Source organism: Bosea sp. ANAM02 (genome assembly GCF_011764485.1).
Lineage (GTDB): Bacteria > Pseudomonadota > Alphaproteobacteria > Rhizobiales > Beijerinckiaceae > Allobosea.
In genome coordinates, this window is the sequence record NZ_AP022849.1 from 586,357 (window position 1) to 604,144 (window position 17,788).

Sequence of the window (17,788 nt, forward strand, 5' to 3'; positions counted from 1 at the left end):
CCGCTTCGATCGCCTCAAGCATAAATCATGCTGTCGGCGGGGAAAGCCTCGCGTCACTTGGCAATGGCCCGACCGCCACGTTTCATGAGGAGAAAAGATGAGTAATCCCTTCGAGAAGGCTGCCAGCGCACTTGTCGGACGCCTCGACCTGATCGCCGATGAAGAGCGCCGGGCCAAGGCAGCCGCCGATGCGGAGCGGCAGGAGAAGGAACGCTCGTTTTCCAACGCGACCGCATTGTTCGCAGCCGCCGAGGCACGGGTCGACCAATGTCTGCGTCAGGCGAACGAGGCATTCAAGGGGAGCCGCGCAACTCTGACCAAGAAGGTGGTGCCGCTTTCCAAGGCCACCGCCGGAACGATCACTGTATCACTCTCCGATTCCGGCAAGCAGCTGGCCTCGTTCCGTATCGTGGGGAACTCAAGCTTCAAGCTGTATGTCCATGAACTCATCGACCCGAAATACGGGCCTTTCGACCTAGCGGACGCCGATGCCTTACCCTATGTCGAGATGATCAACCAGTTCATCATATCGGTGACGGAAAAGGTGGCAGGCTGAATCCGAGGAAAGACCGACTTCCACGCGCGGCGCAGCTTCGCGGCAGCCGAGGCACCGAGGCCCCACGCCGGATCGAAAACCATCGCCATTCGATCTAATCAAACACGATTGTACGAGCGAGCGAACCCGATCTCGCGCTCAGCTAAAGTATTTTTCAGCTTGTTCGAAAATTTCGGGAAGGAAATGGCGCGCCCTAGGGGACTCGAACCCCTGTTCCTGCCGTGAGAGGGCAGTGTCCTAGACCGCTAGACGAAGGGCGCGCGGTATTAAATCAGCACGAAGCTTGTCGGCTTCGCTATTTTACTTTGAAGCCTTCCGCAAGCGGAAAATCCAAAGTTGGTAGGCCTACCACTGCCAATTCCCGACCACTGCGGACTTGGTAGGTCCGGAGGGGCCAGAAAACGTCCACTTGCCTTGTGTTGCGGCATCCGGTTGAGCTGATCCACCACCTGGCGCCGACCGATGAGGATCGCGCCCGCGTGAGGGCAGCCTACCTCTCGCTCTATAAGAACAAGGACCAAGCTACGGAGCGTTTCGAGCACGCAGTCAATCGTCCCGCGCCGCGCTGGGAAGTGGCTGAGATCTATCCGTCCGCGCAGAAGACCCTGGATGGCGAGTTCGGTTTCACCACACATTGGCCGGTGGCTGAGCGCGTGGATTATGACCCGATGCTCGGCCCTTGGCTCCGGCGTTGGCTCGCCGCTCGCAGCAAGCAGCACTATGCGTGGCTGGCCGACGGACTGGACACCAATCCGGACGCGCTTGACGAAGCTCTGGGAATCAGACGTCCGGCCGATTGGGAACCGATGATCGCCTCGACGGTGAGCATCCGCGTCCAGTCGAAGACCGTCGCCACCTTCATCGAGATCTACCCGGCGTCCGCCGAGAAGCGAGCAATCAGCATTTACTCTTCGAACTCCTGGCTCGATGAGGCAAAGGCTGGCTTTCCAGGCGCGAACGGTGTCCAGGCCCACTCTTCGACGTTCGCGACCCGGTCGGAAGCCCATGCCTTCGTCACACGATCCACGGCTTCCGATGTGGCGATTATCCCGGCCTCTGAACGACTGGATCTGCCGCAGGCAACCAAGGGGGCCGAACGGTGGTATCTCGGCGAACCGACAGCCTCCTAGACGCGCAGGTGTCTCGCCTTCCCAGGATTGACAGCCCTACATCGGCGACGGCAATCCTGGGCCCATGATCCACCATAAGCTGATAGACGGACTGCGCTACCGGGATGATGGCATCCCGGTCATCTGCCTGAGCCCAAACGCTCCGCGCAGCGCTATCGAGTCGACGGCCGAGGATTTCGCCCGGCGCATGGAGAAGGCCGCCGTCTTCGTCTTTGAGAACTTGCCGGTGGCGCTCGACGGGGAGGGATCAATCGATCTGCCCGGCCTTGAGGCCGAAGAGCAGGAAATGTTTGCAGAGGGCCTCATCCCACTGCCCTTCGAGACCTGCTGGTTCGAAACCAGCGTGACGATCGCGCCTGGTCACCGCGAGATCTTCGGCTTCCTGGTCGAGCAACTCCCCGGAAGCGGAATTTGCGTGCGAGCCCTGCGGACCATGCAGCACGCCAAGGCCATCGATATAGATGGCCATTGGGTCCGCGAATACGGCGACCTCACCGGTGAAGTTTGGCTGGTCCTTCCCGCGACAGACGGTAAAGGGCTGAGCATCGACACGCGAGATCCGCTCAATGTCGGCCGCACCCGAGCCGAGCTGACGGGGGCGGATTATGCACGACGCGTGAGCGGCGAGACCGGCTTCGTCGGTTGGCTCACCCTCATGCTCTCATCGCGATCCACGCAGATTGATCGCGTTCCGGCGCCAGAGAAGCTGAACAAGCAACGGATCAAACGCGGCCGCGTCGCGATCGCACCGCACACGATGGTCTCGATCATACCGAGAGACGTGGCGGCCCGGATGCGCGGCGATCGCGAGGAAAGTCAGGGGCAGCTACGATCATCGCCGCGCCTTCACTGGCGTAGGTCGCATCGCCGGGTCCTCAGATCCGGGAAGAGCCTGGTGATCCCGCGTCTCCTGATCGGCTATCGCGATAACGCCGGGGTCGAGATCGCCCCGGCGCAATATCGCATCGACCTCTCCGAGACCTTCTGAGCGAGGATCAGCGCCTCAGCGGCGGGCCTTGCTGTATGGCGAGTACTGGTCGATGACGCGGCTCGTGCCGTCCGGGTACATCCGGGTGCGGGTGAACCAGACCTTATTCTCATCCGAGCGCACGATATCCATCGCGCCATCGCGGAAGGCCGCATAGGCCTGCAGCTCCAGCGTCCGGCGACGATCCTCGGCATTGGAGCTCGTGATGGCGCTAACGCCAGCAATCACGAAGGCGAGGGCGGCGAGCGAGGCTGCGACGGTTGCCATCAGGCCCCGGCGGCTCTCCATGAATTCCGTCAGCTTGCTGCGGGGAGGTCGCTTGAAGGAGACCACCACAGGCGACTGACGATGAATAGCATGGATGACGACCTCCGGAAGATCGTCGAAATCGATCGAGGCGAGGAAGTCGCGCCAGCGCTGCGGATCCTTCGAGTTCTTGCCGGCCTCGACCACGAGATTGAAGCAGCGAAGCTGGTCCTGCGCGTCCTCGACGATCTCCGAGGCTTTCGGAACGACAAGCCCGTTCCGAACCTTGAGAACGACGCCCTTCAGCTCCAGGCCGCTTTTCCCGCTGATGATGGCAGCCATGATGAGCTCGCCGTTGATCTCGTCGACGCCGGGCACGATCTCGACGAAGGCAGTGCGCATGTCGGCATACTTGTTGCCCTCCGCGACGAGGTGCCAGCAGCCATCATCGAAGGGCGCAACGAAATTCGGCGCCCGGGCAATGATGATGTAGCTGTTGGCGCGTCCCTGAAGATTCATGCGCTCACTCCTTGTACCACGCTTGATCTAACCTCGAGGATCTCAATCAATCGTGGGTCGAATCCATTGCATTCTTCGTACCCGCAGGGCGATCGAAAATTTTTCGCACCGCGCGTTCTGGTCATTTGTCGCGGTCAGAACGGTTTTGGTTCACGGGTCGCCCAAATAAATTTTCGCTGCTACAGGAAGCCTATCTGAGCCGGCCCGGAGATGTCACCTGATGCGCGACACCAAGGTGTTGATAGTCGAGGATGACGCAGTGATTGCCCTGTTCATGGAGCAGCTGCTGGAGGATGCCGGCTTCGCGGGAGCAACGCACGCTCAGACCATGCCCGAAGCACTTTCAGAAGCCCGTTGCGAGTATGACCTCGCATTTTTGGACATCAATCTGCGGGAAGGCGACACCGAAGCCGTCGCAGACGCGCTCTTCGCGGCAGGGACGCCATTCATCATCACTTCCGGCGCAGCCCGTCCGGCCTGGCATCCCGCCGCGCCCATGCTTCACAAACCCTTCGGCCTGAAAGAGCTTGAGCTGGCGATCGCGTCTATCGGGTTGAAACGCTGAGCCTACATGCGCATTTCGGGCGCCGGCGATAGCTCCTGCAGCCGAAGGCGTACCGCATCTTCCATCTTGCGCCAATTCTCATCGCCTTCACGGATGCTGAGTCGTTGGCGGTTTTTCCTTTCCTGCTTCCAGAACGCTTCCAGGTCCTCAGGCGCGACCATCGTTAGCGACGCGACGAAGATGCCTGCGTAGCGCGCACGATCGGCGCTGGATGCGTGGAGCACCTCAGCCGGGTCATGAAGAGTGGGGTTGCTGCCTTGCCGCGCGATGAGGTCCTTCAAGCCCATTGGGTGCTTCCTTCCGATCTGAGCTGGAACCCTACCGGCAGCCCTCGCATGAGACCACGACGCAAGGACCCTCATCCACCATCTGCCCTCTCGACAAAGGACTGCTCTCTGATTCGTGTGTTCCGGTGGACAGCGTCAAGGATTCTTGTTGATCGCGCGATGGATTCGATTTGCAATGTTGCTCAAGAGTAACGTGGAGTCGTTCCAGCGTGATGCTGACCTTGTCCGGAGCCGGCCGAGTGGCCCTTGCCGCCGTCATCTCTTGCACCCTCGGCGGATGCGCACTTTTCCAGGCTACGCCTCCGACAGCATCCGTCGAGACGAAGCCTGCAGCACCAGCCCAGCTGCGGCCGTCTGGCAAGCAGCGACGCTTGATCGCGGAGGCGGTCGCGCGCGAGGCGCGAAAGCAAGGCGTGCCCGAAGACCTGGCTCTCGCCGTCGCCAAGGTCGAGAGCTCGTTCAATCCGATGGCTCGCTCATCGGCCGGCGCCGTGGGCGTCATGCAGATCCTGCCGCGGACAGCGAGGAGTCTCGGGCATCGTGGGTCCATCCGCGACCTGTTCAGGCCCGAGGTAAACATTCGCTATGGCGTCGCTTATCTCAGGCAGGGTTTCCTCGAAGCCGGACCTCGCTGGGCCGTCCTTCGCTATCATGGCGGCCCGAACACGCGCATCCATGGGCCGCGCACTCAGGGCTACGCAACGAAGGTACTGGCCTTCGCCAATCTGCCGGCTGATGGCTGGATCGAGCGCGGCACCGTGCAGCTCGCCATGGCTGATGTTGCCACGGCGGCGCGCTTCGTTCAGCAGTAACGCTCTCTAGAGCCCGAACTCTGCGAGCTCGGCGGCAGCCTGGTTTGTCAGCGATCGAGCGATCTTCGCCTCGAAATGCTTTTGCGCCGTCGCGCGCATTTCGTCCTCGATGCCGATGGTATCGCCCCATTTGGCCTCGCCGAGCGCGGCACCGGCCCCATCGAAGACAAGAGCCATCCAGCCTTTACGGCTTCTCTCAGACATGTCCGGCGTCCGCATGTTCCGGCGAACGATGACGAGGGCGTGTTCGCCGGGGCTAAACAGCTCCTTCAATTCATCACCGATGCCATGAGGGAGGTCGCGGAAACTCCCTGACTCCCAGGCAACCGTCCGATCCGACGGCGTGTCGGGCGCGGCACCCGCCGTTGACCAGGCGCGCCCAACGGCGACCGCGTGATCCGCTTCGCGCCCCGCCTCGCCGGCAACCCAGAGCGGCATCTTCTGAACATCAGACCCGTTCGCCGCAGCCTCGAATGCCCATAAGGCATCCACGATCGGCGTCGTGCCAGACCGAAACTCGCGAGCTGCGTCTCGGACGTCGACCCACGCGGCGATCGCTTCCTCAGGCATATCCAGGACCGCGGGAATCTCCGAGATCTGTCTTCCCGCAACCACAGTGAGGGAAGAACCATCCTCGCGGAGGAAACCTGCACTCAGGTGCTCGACGAAGGGCAAGGGAGCCCGCTCGGCCAAACCATCCGCCCGGGCAAACTCCTCTAGCCGCTCTGCCGCATCGAGGGCCTGCGGAATCCGGTCGAGGGCGTAATGGAGCCGATCGGTGAAGTCCGTGTGTCCGCGAGCACCGATAACGGCCCAGCGGAAGGCGCTCGGGCGCGCTGGTGCTTCCTCGATGCGAACATGAACGGTTCTGACGACCTGCTCAGCTGAAGGCCACGAGGTAGGCACTGTCACGACGACGGCGAGCCGCGGCTCACCCACCGGGGCGAGGACCATACCATCGAGCAACCGCAGCTCGCTCGCCCGACGCTGCAGAAGGCTGAGCCGAGCGGCGCCGCGATCGTCCTCAACGGCGGCCACTTCACCCTTCGTGAACCCAGGCAGCTCCGCCGCCGTGAGAGGATGATCGGGAACATCCTTGCCCATCCCGACGCGGTCGAGCTCGTCGGACCTCAGTAGGGAGTAGTGCAGCCCTTCGCCATACAGCGACACGTCGAAGGGATTGCCAATCGAAACTGCGTCATTCTCAAGGTCCTCGATCGAACAAGTCTCCGCGAAGAGGCGCCCGTTGATCCGGTAGACCTTGCATGGCCGAGTTTCCCCCTCCGGGGTTTTGACCTGCCGAAACACCGGCGACACACGCCCAACTGTCGGGTCATCCGTGTTCGCCACCTGGCACATGAGCTCGACCGAGGAAGTTTCGATCTCAGCGATCTGCAGCGTGCCGACAGCGAGGTTCCAGAAGGGCGAGAAGTTCCGCGCCCGCGGCCGGCGAACACCGATGCGGTACGCGAATGGAATCTGGATGATCACGACCGGATCTCCATCGCCGGCTGTGGCGGCTCATCGAGAGAAGGGTAGGCAAGATCGAGGGCACGCTGCTTGATCTCCGGATCACAGGCCTTGGAGAACGCGTGGACCGGCTCATCCGGTGCATCCGCATAGACCAATCGAACGCCAACCAGCTCGGGGATCGAGCCCGAGTTGATCCAGGCGGACCCGGTCTCGCGCTTGTCGAGCTTCCTGACGTAGGGCAACCCACTTTCGACGAGAATGACGTCGACGTCGCCTGCCCGAGCCTGCTCAAGGAGGGTCACCGCATTGGTCTCAAGAAGCCTGGCGGCGCGGAAGACCTCCGAGACCGTCGACGCCCGCGACAGGCCCGATCTGCGGTCGTCGTCGAGGTGGCGCGGCCCATGCTCCTGCTCCCGATAGAGCCGAGAGGTGATGTCACCCTTGAGCCGGGGAATGAGGTCAGCGAGCGAATGGGCTGCCTGACGATGACCAGAAATCGCCTCTTGAACGGGGTTTGCCGGCCTCTGGGTAAAATGCTCGACTGCGACGGCGGTGTACGCCTCGATCGCCAACAAGCGAGCAGCCGCCTGTGGATCAACCGCCGTCTCAACGAAGTGCTCGACTGCTGCGAGCAGGGACGGCTCAGCATGGTTGCCGATCCCGACCAGCGTCTCGTTCAGGCGCTTGATCGCGAGGACCTGATCGACAGGAAGGTGGCGCGCATGCCGCGTAACCTCCTGCGCCTGATGCCGCACCGAAGCGACGGTGGCACCGAATTCCGGATCAGCGTGAAGGACCTCTGGCATCAGGATCTCGACACCGTCGATCCCTTGAGCCTCACTTAGGGCTACCGCCTCGCTTCGATAAAGAAAGTTCTTGCCGAAGCGGGACGAAACAGCCTCTTCCGGCGCCGCGTCCGCGAAGCTGAAGCCGACGTGCTCTCCAGCCTGAAAAATGGCGACAGGCTCAGTGCAGCGCTCAAAAATGCGACCTTCGACGATCATGAGGCGACTGGCGGCCACCGCGATCTTTTCGCGCTCCGCCTGCACCTTGTCCCGGATCTTGGCCGCATCGAAAAAGCGCAGCGGCGCCTCTCGGACTTCCCCTTTACGCTGGACACGGGTCAGGCTGCGAAAGGGCGAGTCCCGATGCGTCTCGTTCCACGCCTCGAAGGGAGCATCGAGCTTTTCAGCAGGTCCGTGGTCGATCCAGAAGGATCCGGCATGCCAGCGCATCTCGACGGCGTCTTCCCCGGGCCGCCGCTTGAGCAAGCTGTCGACGCTGTAGTCTTTCGCGCTCACGTCGGCAGCGATCCGCAGCGCGACAGGCGCCGCGTCGGCGGCGACCTCGATGACCTCGATCTCCATCGAGCCCGTCACGGCATAGTTCGTGTAGCGGCCGCGATAGCCCCGGGAGAGCTGCTTCTGCGGGAATTCGAAGGGGATTTGATGCTTCACAAACATGGGCTCCGCGAGATCTCTACCTTCCCGCGCAACGACGCAAGGCACTATACCCGATGGAACTGGCCCTCGACGAACCTGGTTGTCATTCCGGATTGGAGGACAAGCCAATGTCATTGTTGCAAAGGCAGGACGGCACGTTTCGATCTGGCAGCGCGCTCGTTGCCTGCATCGCCGGCCTCTTCCTGGCCATCACTCCACTCGTTGGAAGCATAGCGCTACTCACTGAGGGCCTGCCAGGTCCCGCTTTGAGGACATTTATGTCCGGCGTGCTTTACTTCTGCATAGGGTTTATTGCGATCTTTTCGATGCTCAAACTGCTGTCGTGGGTAAACTCCCCCCGCAAATTGAGCTGAGCCTAGCTACGCGACGACACAAAGCGATATTCCCATAGGTCAATCGCGACATATTATTTGCCTGCCGGGATTGCACTCACACAATCATGGACGAAGGGTTAATGAGCATTTGGTCCATTGTATTGTGTTGTCAGAGCTAGATTGATGTTGTCGGGTAATCCTGATTGAATAGCCTCGACCCAGAAGGGGTTTACAGGTGAGGGGAATGACCGGCAGCGCGTCGGTTCGATTCAGCCCGTTCCGACCGAGGACGATGGCCCTCCTGGCACTCGCTGCGAGCGTGCCGCTGGTTCTGCTTGCCTCGTTCGCAGGTGTCCTGATCCTTCGGCAGCAGCAGGAAGAGATGCAGGAGACCGCGCGCGAAGCGACGTTCAATCTCGCCGACACGCTTCAGCGCGAGTTCGACGCGCAAATCAACGTCCTCAAGGTGATGGCGGCCTCAAGGGCCTTCGATAACGGCCTCGACCTTTACGAATTCCGCGATCTCGCGGAGCGTTCCCTCACGACCCAGCCCAATTTCACGGCGATCACACTGAACGATCTAACTGGCGTCAGGGTTGCCCGCGTGCCCGAGGACAGCCATATCGGCGAGCAGGCGAAGGATATCCTCAGTCATGAGTTGACGGTCGCAACGCAGCAGCCTTCGGTCGGCAACGTGACACAGTTTCCTGAAGAGGGACCTGTCTTTGCCGTACGTGTCCCGATCGTCAGGGACTCGAAGATCAAGGGTGTGATCTCCACCACGCTGAAGCCTTCCGTCCTGGTCGCGCTTCTGCAGGCAAGCAGGCTGTCGCCTGAATGGATTTCACTCGTAATCGACGGCAATGACCGTATTGTTGCTCGCGCGGGCGATCAGGGAGATTTCGCGTCTCAGCCCGGCTCGCTTGCCTCCGAGCCTGCTCGCAAAGCGCGCCACACTTCCGACGCGGGCGTATACGCGGGACGGACTTTGGATGGGCGCGCCACGAACGCCCACTATCGAATGCTTCCGGGGCTGAGATGGTCGGTCCATGTCGCAATCCCCGACAAGATCTATCAGGAGCCTGTCAGGCGATCGATCTTCCTCGCGGTCACGGCCGGCATCGTTGCCCTGGCGATCTCCGGCGTCTTTGTCACATTGCTCCTGCGCGAGCTGCGCCGCGGACAAGAGGTCGGGCGAAAGGTCGAAGACGGCCTCCGCCTCGAGGCTCTCGGCCGCGTGACGGGCGGCGTGGCCCACGACTTCAACAACCTTCTGATGATCATGATGGGCGGCGCCGATATCCTGAAATCGCGCAGCGGCGATTCCACACGGGTGCAGATGATCGCGGATACCATCGCGTCGGCGGCCCAGCGCGGCCGACAGCTCACCACGCATTTGCTCGCTTTTGCCCGGCGAAGCTCGCACGACCCGATCAGCTTCCGGATTCAGGATCGCATCGCGCATCTTGCCGTGATGATCGAGCGGGCGATCAATCCCGATGTGCGCCTGCAGATCAGTATCGACCCGAACACGCCGGCCATCCTCGCGGACCCAAATGCCTTCGAGGTCGCCCTCATCAACCTTGCTGTGAACGCCAGCGATGCGATGCCGGACGGCGGCATTCTGACTATCCGGGCTCACGCCTGGAACACATTCCGCAGCCCCAATTCGGTTTCGATTTCCGTCACGGACACCGGCGCCGGCATTTCTCAGGAATTCCAGGAGAAGATCTTCGAGCCGTTCTTCACGACGAAGCCCACCGGCAAAGGTACAGGTCTCGGCCTCAGCCAGGTGCATGGCTTCGCCTATCAGTCCGGCGGCGATATTCATGTTCGCAGCGAGATGGGACAGGGCAGCACGTTCACGCTTGTCATGCCGCGTTCCAATGCCCCGCCGGTGCCATCGCCTCTTCCCATCGTCTCGAACGACGAAGTTGAAGGCGGGCGCCTCCTGATTATCGAGGATCACGTCGAGGTCGGGTCAATAACCGGTGAGGTCCTGCGCGCGTCGGGTTTCAAGGTAAAGCTCGTTGAAAGTGCGGAAGAAGCGCTCGACGTCATCGAAACCGACAAGGCGTTCGATGCAGTGCTCAGTGACATTGTTCTCGGCGATGGCATGTCCGGGCTCGACGCGGCGCCGCGTATCCAATCTGCACTGCCGAACGCCGCTGTTGTCATGATGACAGGCTATAGCGAGGCGCTGGCGCGCGGCGCGACCTGCGGTTTCCCGCTCGTGCGCAAACCATTCGACCAGGCAGAGGTCGTCAGGGTGATTCAGTCTGCGATCGCCCAAGGGCCAAACAGAGAGGCGGCCTGACGTTCCGTCATGTAATCCTTTGCCGTTCTGCGCTCACAGCTCAGAACCAAGTATCGATTGCGCTTCAAGCGCTGTCCGTTCTACGAATCGAATCACGGTTCCTTCCGCTTCATCCGGAGCCCTCGATGCGCAGATCTCCAACCTTTGTGGTCGAACGCAAACGCTCCTTTGCCAAAGTTCCGCCGCCAGCACCGAGAACGCACGCGCGTCGAAATTCGTTCTTGGTAGCGGATACCGAATCCGAAGAGGTCGAAACGTCTCTGACGTTCGCCCAAGAAGCGCCCGAGATTTCGCAGCCAGCGCCAAGGATTCTCCCCAATCTCCTCGCTGTTGATCCGCTTGAGGAGAAACTGAGGTCTGTGAAGACGAGAGGGCGAAAGCCAAAGCCCCCGACTGAGGCGAGGCAGGCCAAAGCGAAGGCTGCGGAGCTCGCGCGTTTCAAAGAACCTGCTGACGAAAGCTCAATCCCTCCCCCCCCCAAGAACCACCTTCCCCCGAGGAGCGCGTCCGCCGGGCAAAGAGCGATCTACCTGCGGGAGAGCGCTGGAAGCGTCGCCTGCGCCATTTGAGGCGCCTCCACTAGCGATGCGTCATCGAGCGGTGCATGGCGCTGCCCTGGGCTTCCTTGCAGCCCAACGCGGTGTAGGCTGACCGGATCGCGGGACCACCCGCCACGGAAGCCCTTGCCTTGAGCCGTCAACACGCCGCCCCCGTCCTTCTGCAATCGAGCGGAGAGCATATCGCGCTGCGACCAATTGCGTTCAGCGCCGGCCCCAACAGCGTCAGCGAGGCCGACATCCAGGCCCTCGTCCATCAGTTTCCTGGGTCGCTCCCGATCAACGAGATCGACCCGATGTTTTCGGGTGCGGTTTCGGTATGCACCGAGCTCAATACGCCTGCTGGTCCGATCGACAATTTCCTTGTGACGGCGTCCGGCTTGCCTGTTCTCGTGGAGTGCAAGCTCTGGCGAAATCCAGAGGCGCGACGGGAGATCACCGGTCAGATTTTGGACTACGCGAAGGAGCTGGCCAAATGGAGCTCGGCAGATCTCCATCGAGAGGTCAATCGACGCCTCAAGCGCCACGACAACGCCCTCCTTGAGATCGTCCGGCGCGTCAACCCAGCCGTCGACGAGATGGAATTCAACGACGCCCTGACTACGAATCTGCGGCGAGGGCGCTTTCTCTTGCTGATCGTAGGCGACGGCATCAGGGAGGGGGTTGAGACCATCGCTGAGTACCTAAGCGCCCACGCCGGCCTTCATTTCTCGCTTGGCCTGGTGGAGATGCCGATCTTCGCGCTCCCAGACGGCTCAAGGCTCGCGGCTCCGCGTGTTCTCGCCCGCACGACGGTGATCACCCGCCATGTCATCGCCGCACCGGCCGACCACATTGTCGTTGAGGCGAGTGAACCAACCGAGAGGCGCACACCGGCGACAAGCACCGAGACGATCGCCGCGGGCGAAGCCTATGTTCGCTTCTGGTCTGAATTCCTGGACGGCCTGACGCTCGATGACCCCGAACAGCAGAAACCGAAGCCGTTCAAGCTGGGATATCTGTCATTCTCAATGCCGGCGCCGGCCGGGAGCTCCTGGCTCAACGTCTACCGGGATATGCGCCGCGGCGTCATGGGAGTTTTCCTGGCCTCAACCCGCAACACAGCCGGCGAATACGCCTCGAACCTCATCGCTGAGGAATGGGAGACGGTGAGTAAGGAGCTCGGTGGATCGGCGATCGTCGAAAGCGATGATCACGGCCGGCCGCGGATCATCGACTACAAGGTCTTCGGCTCGCTAGATGACGCCGGGACCCGAACGAAGGCCTTCGAGTGGCTCCGGGAGCGGACCAACACCTTCGTAAACGTTCTGCGGCCCCGGGTGCGATCGGCCGTCGCAGATTACAGCGCATCGGGGGCAGCCAACGTCTCCGGCTGAGGTTGGGGAAAAGGTTGACGGCCGTCATGAGCTGACCATAAAGCGCGCGCTCGTATCGCGTTTCTTTTGGGGAGGCGAAGCCTTGAAAGAGCCAACCAACGCGTCTGAACCACCCTCATTGCCCAATCGCCAGCTGCACTGGGCCTCGGAGGAGCCGATGCCCGCTCAATCGTCAGAATTGCCTCCCGATCGCCGAGCCCCTCCTTATGGGAGACTTCGGCAGGCACCATGGAGCGCCGAGCTCACATCGGAGTTCGGAGTGAGCAGCACTCGCGCGTTCGTCGACTTGGTGAACGAGCTGCGCCGCGAGGAGGGCCGCTTCCCGGTGCCTCAGGGCTCTTACCCGACCAACGAGCGTTTCCTCGAAAAGCTCGTTCGAGAGATGCGCGAGGCGTCTGCGAGGAAATCCGGCGGCCTGAAGGCGGCCGAGTAGGGGCGAGTTCAGCCGAACGGGTTTCTCACCGTCGACACTGCCGAAGCGTCGACGGTATCGACGGCGTCCGGAAGGTTGGGCTGCGACGCGAGCTTGTCCCGCGCCTCGGCGAAGAAGCGCGCGAGCTCTGTCGCTGCCTCCAGACCCTTGCGATCCGCTCTGAGCCGCAGGTCGCCATAGATCGCGATCTCGCTGGTGCCGTTCTCGATCGTCAGGCCGGCGAGCGTGACGCTCGAAGCGTCATCGGAAAATGGCTTCACCACAGTCTCCTCAAGGTCCGCGCGACCCAGCCCTCCTGCTGGGCAGTCCGCGAGGCTCGCGGCGCCGGCGAAGGCAGGCTCGCAAGCTTCGTCTTCGCCGCGGATGATAGCGCCGGGAAGACGTCGATCCCAGAGAGAGCTTCGAGCTCCTTGATCGAGACAGTCTTCCATTCGGCACCCGGGCCGTTGGCGGTGATGTAGGCGGCGGCGGTTTGCCGGCGGGGATCATAGACCGCCTTGAAGACGTGGGTCGGCACCAGGACACGGTTTCGCAGTGCCTGGAGATCCTTTCCGATGTAGAGCGGACCCGTGACCACATAGAGTTCGCCGCTCCGGACGGCGTGGTCGCGTACTGCGGTCTCGATCGCCGCCCATAGATTGCGATTGTTGTCCGGGTTTTGCGGGATCATGTTCGCGAGCGAGAAGCTCTCGGCCTGGGCGATTTCGTCCGGCATGTTGCCCGACGGCGCCAGGTGGCCGCGATCGAAGCCCGAGCGGACGTAATCCGAGAGCTCAGCGCGCTCGCCGACCGGCAGGGCAGTCTCGGCATGAAAGAGATTCTGTCGCTCCAAGCTGCGCGCGCTGCGGACGTTGTCGCGGGTGAGATGCTCTGCCGACCATAGCGCCGAACGCGTCACGCCGGAATGCAGCAGCGCATAGGCCGAGAAGCAGAGCGGGCGAACCTTCTGCGAAAGCGATGGACCTACATCGGGAGCAACGCCGCCGGCGAAGAACACAGGGCACTGTGTCGGCGCCGCATTCGCGGTCAGCATCGACGCAATTAGAAAGACGGAGGCAAGGATTGTTTTGCGCATGGGCAGAGCGTGAGCGCACTCGTTGAAACCCACAACGAAGTGGCTCGGCATCGTCGCTCCCCGCCTCAAGCGTCAAATCGGAACTCACATTGGCCGCAGGATGGTGCGCAGCCAAGGATAACTGCCACCATTCCTGTTGATTGAAGGCGCACACCTGCCCGCGTCCCTAATAGTTGGTTGATATTGCACCAGCGCCACCGTCATCCACCGCCTTGAGATGAAGGATTGATCGACCCCGTTGACAGGATTGCTGTCGCGTTCCTACGTTTCGACCAATCTTCCATTGTCTGTGGTGTCAGTGTTGTTGTGCCCCTATGATTTTTTCGCCCGCAACGGCGGATGTGCCCTCCTGTCAGCCAACGGGTATTCCGGCGACGCGCCGCTCCAGAAGCTGCTGGCATCGAGCTGGCCAACCTGGCCGAAGCCCGAAACGGCTGAGCAGGCGACCCCTGGGGCGCCTGAGAAAATCCGGACAACCCGACCTGGAGCTGCAGCGGTCCACTGCACGATCCTGGCCTGGGAAGGCGGGCTTTCCATCTACAGCCCCGCATGCCTGCAATCAGTGCCCGGCGTCACCGTCGAGCGTGGCCTGTCAGTCCCGAGAACCTACGAGTTGGCTTGGAATTCACTCTCCCTGCCACGGCCACTTCTCTTCATGACGATCGGCCCCTCATACCAGCCAGCTCTCAAGGCGGCCCGGCTCACGCTCGATCCAGACCTTGTCGAGGGCGTGGGGCAGGTGAGCTTCCTGCTCGACCGAGAGCGTGTCGAGCTCGTCACCCTCTGCGCGGCCTACATGAAGACCACCCCCTTCAAGCTCAGAGCGCTCAAGGGGAGCATTGAGCACGCGATCGCACTGGAAGGGAGAAGCCCCAAGTCGACCTTGCAGGGAAAGACGATCAACCACCCCCGACACCCCCTCATGGTCAAGCAGGTCCGCAAGGCCTTGGGGCTGCCGGCGAAGGCGAACCCCAATGCCTTCGATGCGGAGTTCGCCCAGCAGCATGAGTTCTGGGAAAACGTCTCCCGCCTTCCGATGAGCGACGACCCGGCCTGGGCCATCGCTGAAGCTATCCAGAACCCCAAGAAGGCCTCGTGATGCAAGATCACATTCTCGCCTTGAACGCCGGGCTCGCCGACGCCATCGCGGCGGACTGGTACAAGATTCACCGACTGTTGCACGACCAGATCGGCTACCGCGTCCTCGGCATGGGCGAGGGGCAGACGTCCCGCTGGCTTTTCGGCGCGGACCCGCGTGCCGTCATCCACGAACCCGATGCGCATGCTCGCTTCATCTTCGTGCGGACGCTGCCGGAACTCTCCGAGGCGATCGCCCCGCTGAGCGTGCACTCCTGCGACACCTTCATCCCGAAACTGGGCGACACCGTTCGCTTCTTCCTCAACGTGTCGACGAAGCGGTCGGCTTCCTTCGACTTCCGGTCGTTCGTCCTGACCCAGCGGCCTCGCGAGGGTGAGACCCGCGAGCAAGCGGCATGGCGAGTGATCGCGTCCGACTTCGTCGCCAACTCGGGCCTCGAACTCGTCGGAGATCTCGACGCCGCGCACCAGCGACGTTTCGAGGTCAACAAGATCGACAAGCGCCGCAGCCAGAAGGTGACGAAGCACGCCATCTTCGCGAGCGGTTGCGCGACAGTCACCGATCTCGAAAAGGTTCGCCGGGCGATCCTCGAAGGCGTCGGCCGCGACCGCGGCTTCGGGTTCGGCCTTCTCGTCCTCGAACCGATGGCGGGAGGACAGGCGTGACGGCCTTCATTCTCTCCCTAAGGACGGTCACCCCCGTCCTTCTAAACCGCTGGCTGACGCTCGACGCCATGCTCGACGGCATCCAGACCCAGAACGGTCTCGCCCCGGAGGAGCGCATCCTTCCGCTCCTCGCTTTCGACGGGCGTCAGAAAAGGGCCGGGCTGACCGCGCTCGACGCTTCGTCCGGCAATCTGGTCTTCTGCGCTTCGGCTGCAATCCCGGGTGATGCCACCATCCGGATCGTGGACCCTGTAGATGAGACGAAGTCGGGGCGCGCCTCCATCCCTCACCCGGCCATCTCAAGCGTGACCTTTCGTGGCGGGCTGCGCCCCAATGAGGCGTTCAAGCACGACGTCGAATACCCCTTCGCGACAGCCGCAAAGGTCTTCGATGTGAAACGGGGGATCACCGCCGGCTTTCTGTCGACCCAGCGCATGATCCTACCCGGCCGGTTCGAATGGCTCGCGCAAGGGGATCCGGATGAGGTTCGTCGCATCCTCGCCGAGACCCCTGGGATCGGCGCCAAGGTCAACAACGGCTTCGGCCAGCTCGATCATGCCTCGATCCGAACAACGACAGTCGAGGACGCTCCTGACCTATTCGGCATTGTCGACGAGGAAGGCGAGCGCCTGATGCGTCCCGCGCCCGCCGATCTCCTCGCGGGCAGGAGCTTGAACGAATTCCGGCACCGGATCGAGACCTGCCGACCTCCCTACTGGGACAAGCGCGGACAAGTTCATGCGCTCGTCCCGAAAACCATCTTCGACGCACTCCTGACCCGATAGGATTCTCAACATGACCAAGCACTTCGACGTCCGCTTCATCGGCACCATGATCAATCGGTCGCCGCTTCACATCACGCCCCCCAACACCCAGGTGAAGGAGGTCCCGAACTTCTCGGATGCGAAAGCCGTCGAGATCGCGACCCTCCCTGTGTACCGCGACGGCGTCCTGCGTCATCTCCCGGTCATCCCGGCTTCGACGATCCGCGGCAAGCTGCGCAACGCGGCGACGCGGGTCGCGATGCGCCACCTGGCCGAGAAGCCTTCCCGTGAGGCCTATGTCTACACCTCCCTCGGCGGTGTGAAGGGTTCCGAGGACGAGAACCCGTTCGCCATCGCCGATCGCAACCAGCGTCGGCATGTCAATCCGATCATCGGCCTCATGGGCGGCAGTCAGCCCTGGGATCGTTCGTCGGCGTTCATTTCGAATGCGATCCCGATCGACATCGTCGAGCCTCACTTCGTGACGAGCGCGCGCGTCGATGCAATGCGCCTGAAGTCCGACCTGGTCGATTTGCTCGATCAGAATGCTGTCCCGAGCTACCTCAAGATGCGCGAAGCGACCCGAGACAAGGTCGAAGCCGCGAAGAAGGTCACCGACGCGAAGAAGGCCTTCGCGATCGAGAAGGGCTCGAACGGCAATGCCGACGCCAGCGCGCTCGAAGCCGCCAAGGCAGAGCATGAAAAGGCCAAGGGCACGGCTGGCAATTCTCTGGCGCTGCCGATCGCTCACCGAGTGATGCCGGCCGGCGTGGTGATGGACCAGACCATCACCCTTCAGCGGGTCACAGCCGTCGAAGCAGGGCTTTTCCTCGCCGCGCTCAACTACCTGTTCGACGAGGACCCGTTCTTCGGCGGCAAGGTCTCCTATCACTACGGCGCCGTCGATGCCGACTGGAAGGTTTCCTATCGCGAGGAGCGCGGCGGCAAGTGGATCGACGCTGGCTCGCTCGCCGGAACGACTTTCAGCCCGACAACCTACGATGGCGCCGTGCTGGAGGAGTTCGCTTCCGCGTGGGCTGAGTACGCGGCCAGCGGCGCGCTGGACCTGACGCCTCCGACGCACAAGTCCGCCGGCGACGATACCTCTACTTCGGGCACCGCCAAGAAGGGCAAAAAGGCAGCGTGAGC

Annotated in this window: 19 protein-coding genes and 1 tRNA gene; 13 read left to right on the forward strand and 7 right to left on the reverse strand. The window is 62.2% G+C overall.

Annotation, left to right across the window (positions count from 1 at the left end):
• The first annotated feature begins 97 nt into the window (after positions 1–97).
• Positions 98–556 carry a hypothetical protein gene (locus OCUBac02_RS26630; protein WP_173050927.1) on the forward strand — a complete coding sequence of 153 codons (459 nt, stop codon included), beginning with the start codon at positions 98–100 and terminating at the stop codon, positions 554–556.
• A 184-nt stretch (positions 557–740) separates the two neighbouring features.
• On the opposite strand, the gene OCUBac02_RS26635 is transcribed toward OCUBac02_RS26630, so the two are convergent.
• A tRNA-Glu gene (locus tag OCUBac02_RS26635) sits at positions 741–816 on the reverse strand.
• A 219-nt stretch (positions 817–1,035) separates the two neighbouring features.
• On the opposite strand from OCUBac02_RS26635, the gene OCUBac02_RS26640 reads away from it, so the two are divergent.
• Both OCUBac02_RS26640 and OCUBac02_RS26645 read left to right on the forward strand, forming a co-directional pair.
• Entirely contained in the window at positions 1,036–1,686 is a 651-nt protein-coding gene (locus tag OCUBac02_RS26640; protein WP_173050929.1) for a hypothetical protein, read from the forward strand.
• A 64-nt stretch (positions 1,687–1,750) separates the two neighbouring features.
• On the forward strand, positions 1,751–2,674 hold the full coding sequence (locus tag OCUBac02_RS26645) for a hypothetical protein (protein ID WP_173050931.1): 924 nt from the start codon (positions 1,751–1,753) through the stop codon (positions 2,672–2,674).
• Between the two features lie 15 nt (positions 2,675–2,689).
• On the opposite strand, the gene OCUBac02_RS26650 is transcribed toward OCUBac02_RS26645, so the two are convergent.
• Complete coding sequence (locus OCUBac02_RS26650) at positions 2,690–3,439, reverse strand: hypothetical protein (RefSeq protein ID WP_173050933.1); 750 nt, start codon at positions 3,437–3,439, stop codon at positions 2,690–2,692.
• Positions 3,440–3,659: 220 nt separating this feature from the next.
• Between OCUBac02_RS26650 and OCUBac02_RS26655 the strand changes: the two genes are divergently transcribed.
• Complete coding sequence (locus OCUBac02_RS26655) at positions 3,660–4,004, forward strand: response regulator (protein ID WP_173050935.1); 345 nt, start codon at positions 3,660–3,662, stop codon at positions 4,002–4,004.
• Positions 4,005–4,006: 2 nt separating this feature from the next.
• Here OCUBac02_RS26655 and OCUBac02_RS26660 read toward each other — a convergent pair whose 3' ends face one another.
• Positions 4,007–4,291: a hypothetical protein gene (locus tag OCUBac02_RS26660; protein ID WP_173050937.1), complete on the reverse strand. Its 285-nt coding sequence runs from the start codon at positions 4,289–4,291 to the stop codon at positions 4,007–4,009.
• A 212-nt stretch (positions 4,292–4,503) separates the two neighbouring features.
• Here OCUBac02_RS26660 and OCUBac02_RS26665 point away from each other — a divergent pair, with 212 nt between their 5' ends.
• Entirely contained in the window at positions 4,504–5,103 is a 600-nt protein-coding gene (locus tag OCUBac02_RS26665; RefSeq protein ID WP_173050947.1) for a transglycosylase SLT domain-containing protein, read from the forward strand.
• Positions 5,104–5,109: 6 nt separating this feature from the next.
• Here the strand turns inward: OCUBac02_RS26665 and OCUBac02_RS26670 are convergent, their stop codons facing one another.
• Together OCUBac02_RS26670 and OCUBac02_RS26675 are read right to left on the reverse strand one after the other, a co-directional pair.
• The gene (locus OCUBac02_RS26670) at positions 5,110–6,594 is read right to left on the reverse strand and encodes a hypothetical protein (protein WP_173050949.1); all 1,485 of its coding nucleotides are present in this window, start codon (positions 6,592–6,594) and stop codon (positions 5,110–5,112) included.
• Positions 6,591–8,039, reverse strand: a complete 1,449-nt coding sequence (locus OCUBac02_RS26675) for a hypothetical protein (RefSeq protein ID WP_173050951.1) — start codon at positions 8,037–8,039, stop codon at positions 6,591–6,593. The genes OCUBac02_RS26670 and OCUBac02_RS26675 overlap by 4 nt, the downstream gene beginning before the upstream one ends.
• A 53-nt stretch (positions 8,040–8,092) precedes the next feature.
• On the opposite strand from OCUBac02_RS26675, the gene OCUBac02_RS26680 reads away from it, so the two are divergent.
• The 4 genes from OCUBac02_RS26680 to OCUBac02_RS26695 all read left to right on the forward strand — a co-directional run bounded on the left by OCUBac02_RS26680 (position 8,093) and on the right by OCUBac02_RS26695 (position 13,036).
• Positions 8,093–8,392, forward strand: a complete 300-nt coding sequence (locus tag OCUBac02_RS26680) for a hypothetical protein (protein WP_173050953.1) — start codon at positions 8,093–8,095, stop codon at positions 8,390–8,392.
• Between the two features lie 205 nt (positions 8,393–8,597).
• A complete protein-coding gene (locus OCUBac02_RS26685) occupies positions 8,598–10,670 on the forward strand; it encodes an ATP-binding protein (RefSeq protein WP_173050955.1) in 2,073 nt (690 codons plus the stop codon).
• Between the two features lie 688 nt (positions 10,671–11,358).
• Entirely contained in the window at positions 11,359–12,603 is a 1,245-nt protein-coding gene (locus OCUBac02_RS26690; RefSeq protein ID WP_244639303.1) for a hypothetical protein, read from the forward strand.
• Between the two features lie 259 nt (positions 12,604–12,862).
• Positions 12,863–13,036 carry a hypothetical protein gene (locus OCUBac02_RS26695; RefSeq protein WP_173050958.1) on the forward strand — a complete coding sequence of 58 codons (174 nt, stop codon included), beginning with the start codon at positions 12,863–12,865 and terminating at the stop codon, positions 13,034–13,036.
• 8 nt (positions 13,037–13,044) lie between these two features.
• Here the strand turns inward: OCUBac02_RS26695 and OCUBac02_RS26700 are convergent, their stop codons facing one another.
• Entirely contained in the window at positions 13,045–13,296 is a 252-nt protein-coding gene (locus tag OCUBac02_RS26700) for a hypothetical protein (protein ID WP_173050960.1), read from the reverse strand.
• A complete protein-coding gene (locus OCUBac02_RS26705) occupies positions 13,293–14,069 on the reverse strand; it encodes a DNA/RNA non-specific endonuclease (protein WP_244639306.1) in 777 nt (258 codons plus the stop codon). Before OCUBac02_RS26705 ends, OCUBac02_RS26700 begins: the two co-directional genes overlap by 4 nt.
• Before the next feature lie 280 nt (positions 14,070–14,349).
• Here OCUBac02_RS26705 and OCUBac02_RS26710 point away from each other — a divergent pair, with 280 nt between their 5' ends.
• Genes OCUBac02_RS26710 through OCUBac02_RS26725 form a run of 4 tightly spaced genes read left to right on the forward strand, consistent with a single transcriptional unit; the run spans position 14,350 to position 17,786 of the window.
• A complete protein-coding gene (locus tag OCUBac02_RS26710) occupies positions 14,350–15,210 on the forward strand; it encodes a hypothetical protein (RefSeq protein ID WP_173050964.1) in 861 nt (286 codons plus the stop codon).
• Positions 15,211–15,230: 20 nt separating this feature from the next.
• Positions 15,231–15,875, forward strand: a complete 645-nt coding sequence (locus OCUBac02_RS26715) for a type I-E CRISPR-associated protein Cas6/Cse3/CasE (RefSeq protein ID WP_173050966.1) — start codon at positions 15,231–15,233, stop codon at positions 15,873–15,875.
• The gene (locus OCUBac02_RS26720) at positions 15,872–16,660 is read left to right on the forward strand and encodes a hypothetical protein (protein WP_173050967.1); all 789 of its coding nucleotides are present in this window, start codon (positions 15,872–15,874) and stop codon (positions 16,658–16,660) included. The genes OCUBac02_RS26715 and OCUBac02_RS26720 overlap by 4 nt, the downstream gene beginning before the upstream one ends.
• A gap of 10 nt (positions 16,661–16,670) precedes the next feature.
• Entirely contained in the window at positions 16,671–17,786 is a 1,116-nt protein-coding gene (locus tag OCUBac02_RS26725) for an RAMP superfamily CRISPR-associated protein (RefSeq protein ID WP_173050969.1), read from the forward strand.
• Positions 17,787–17,788 lie beyond the last annotated feature (2 nt).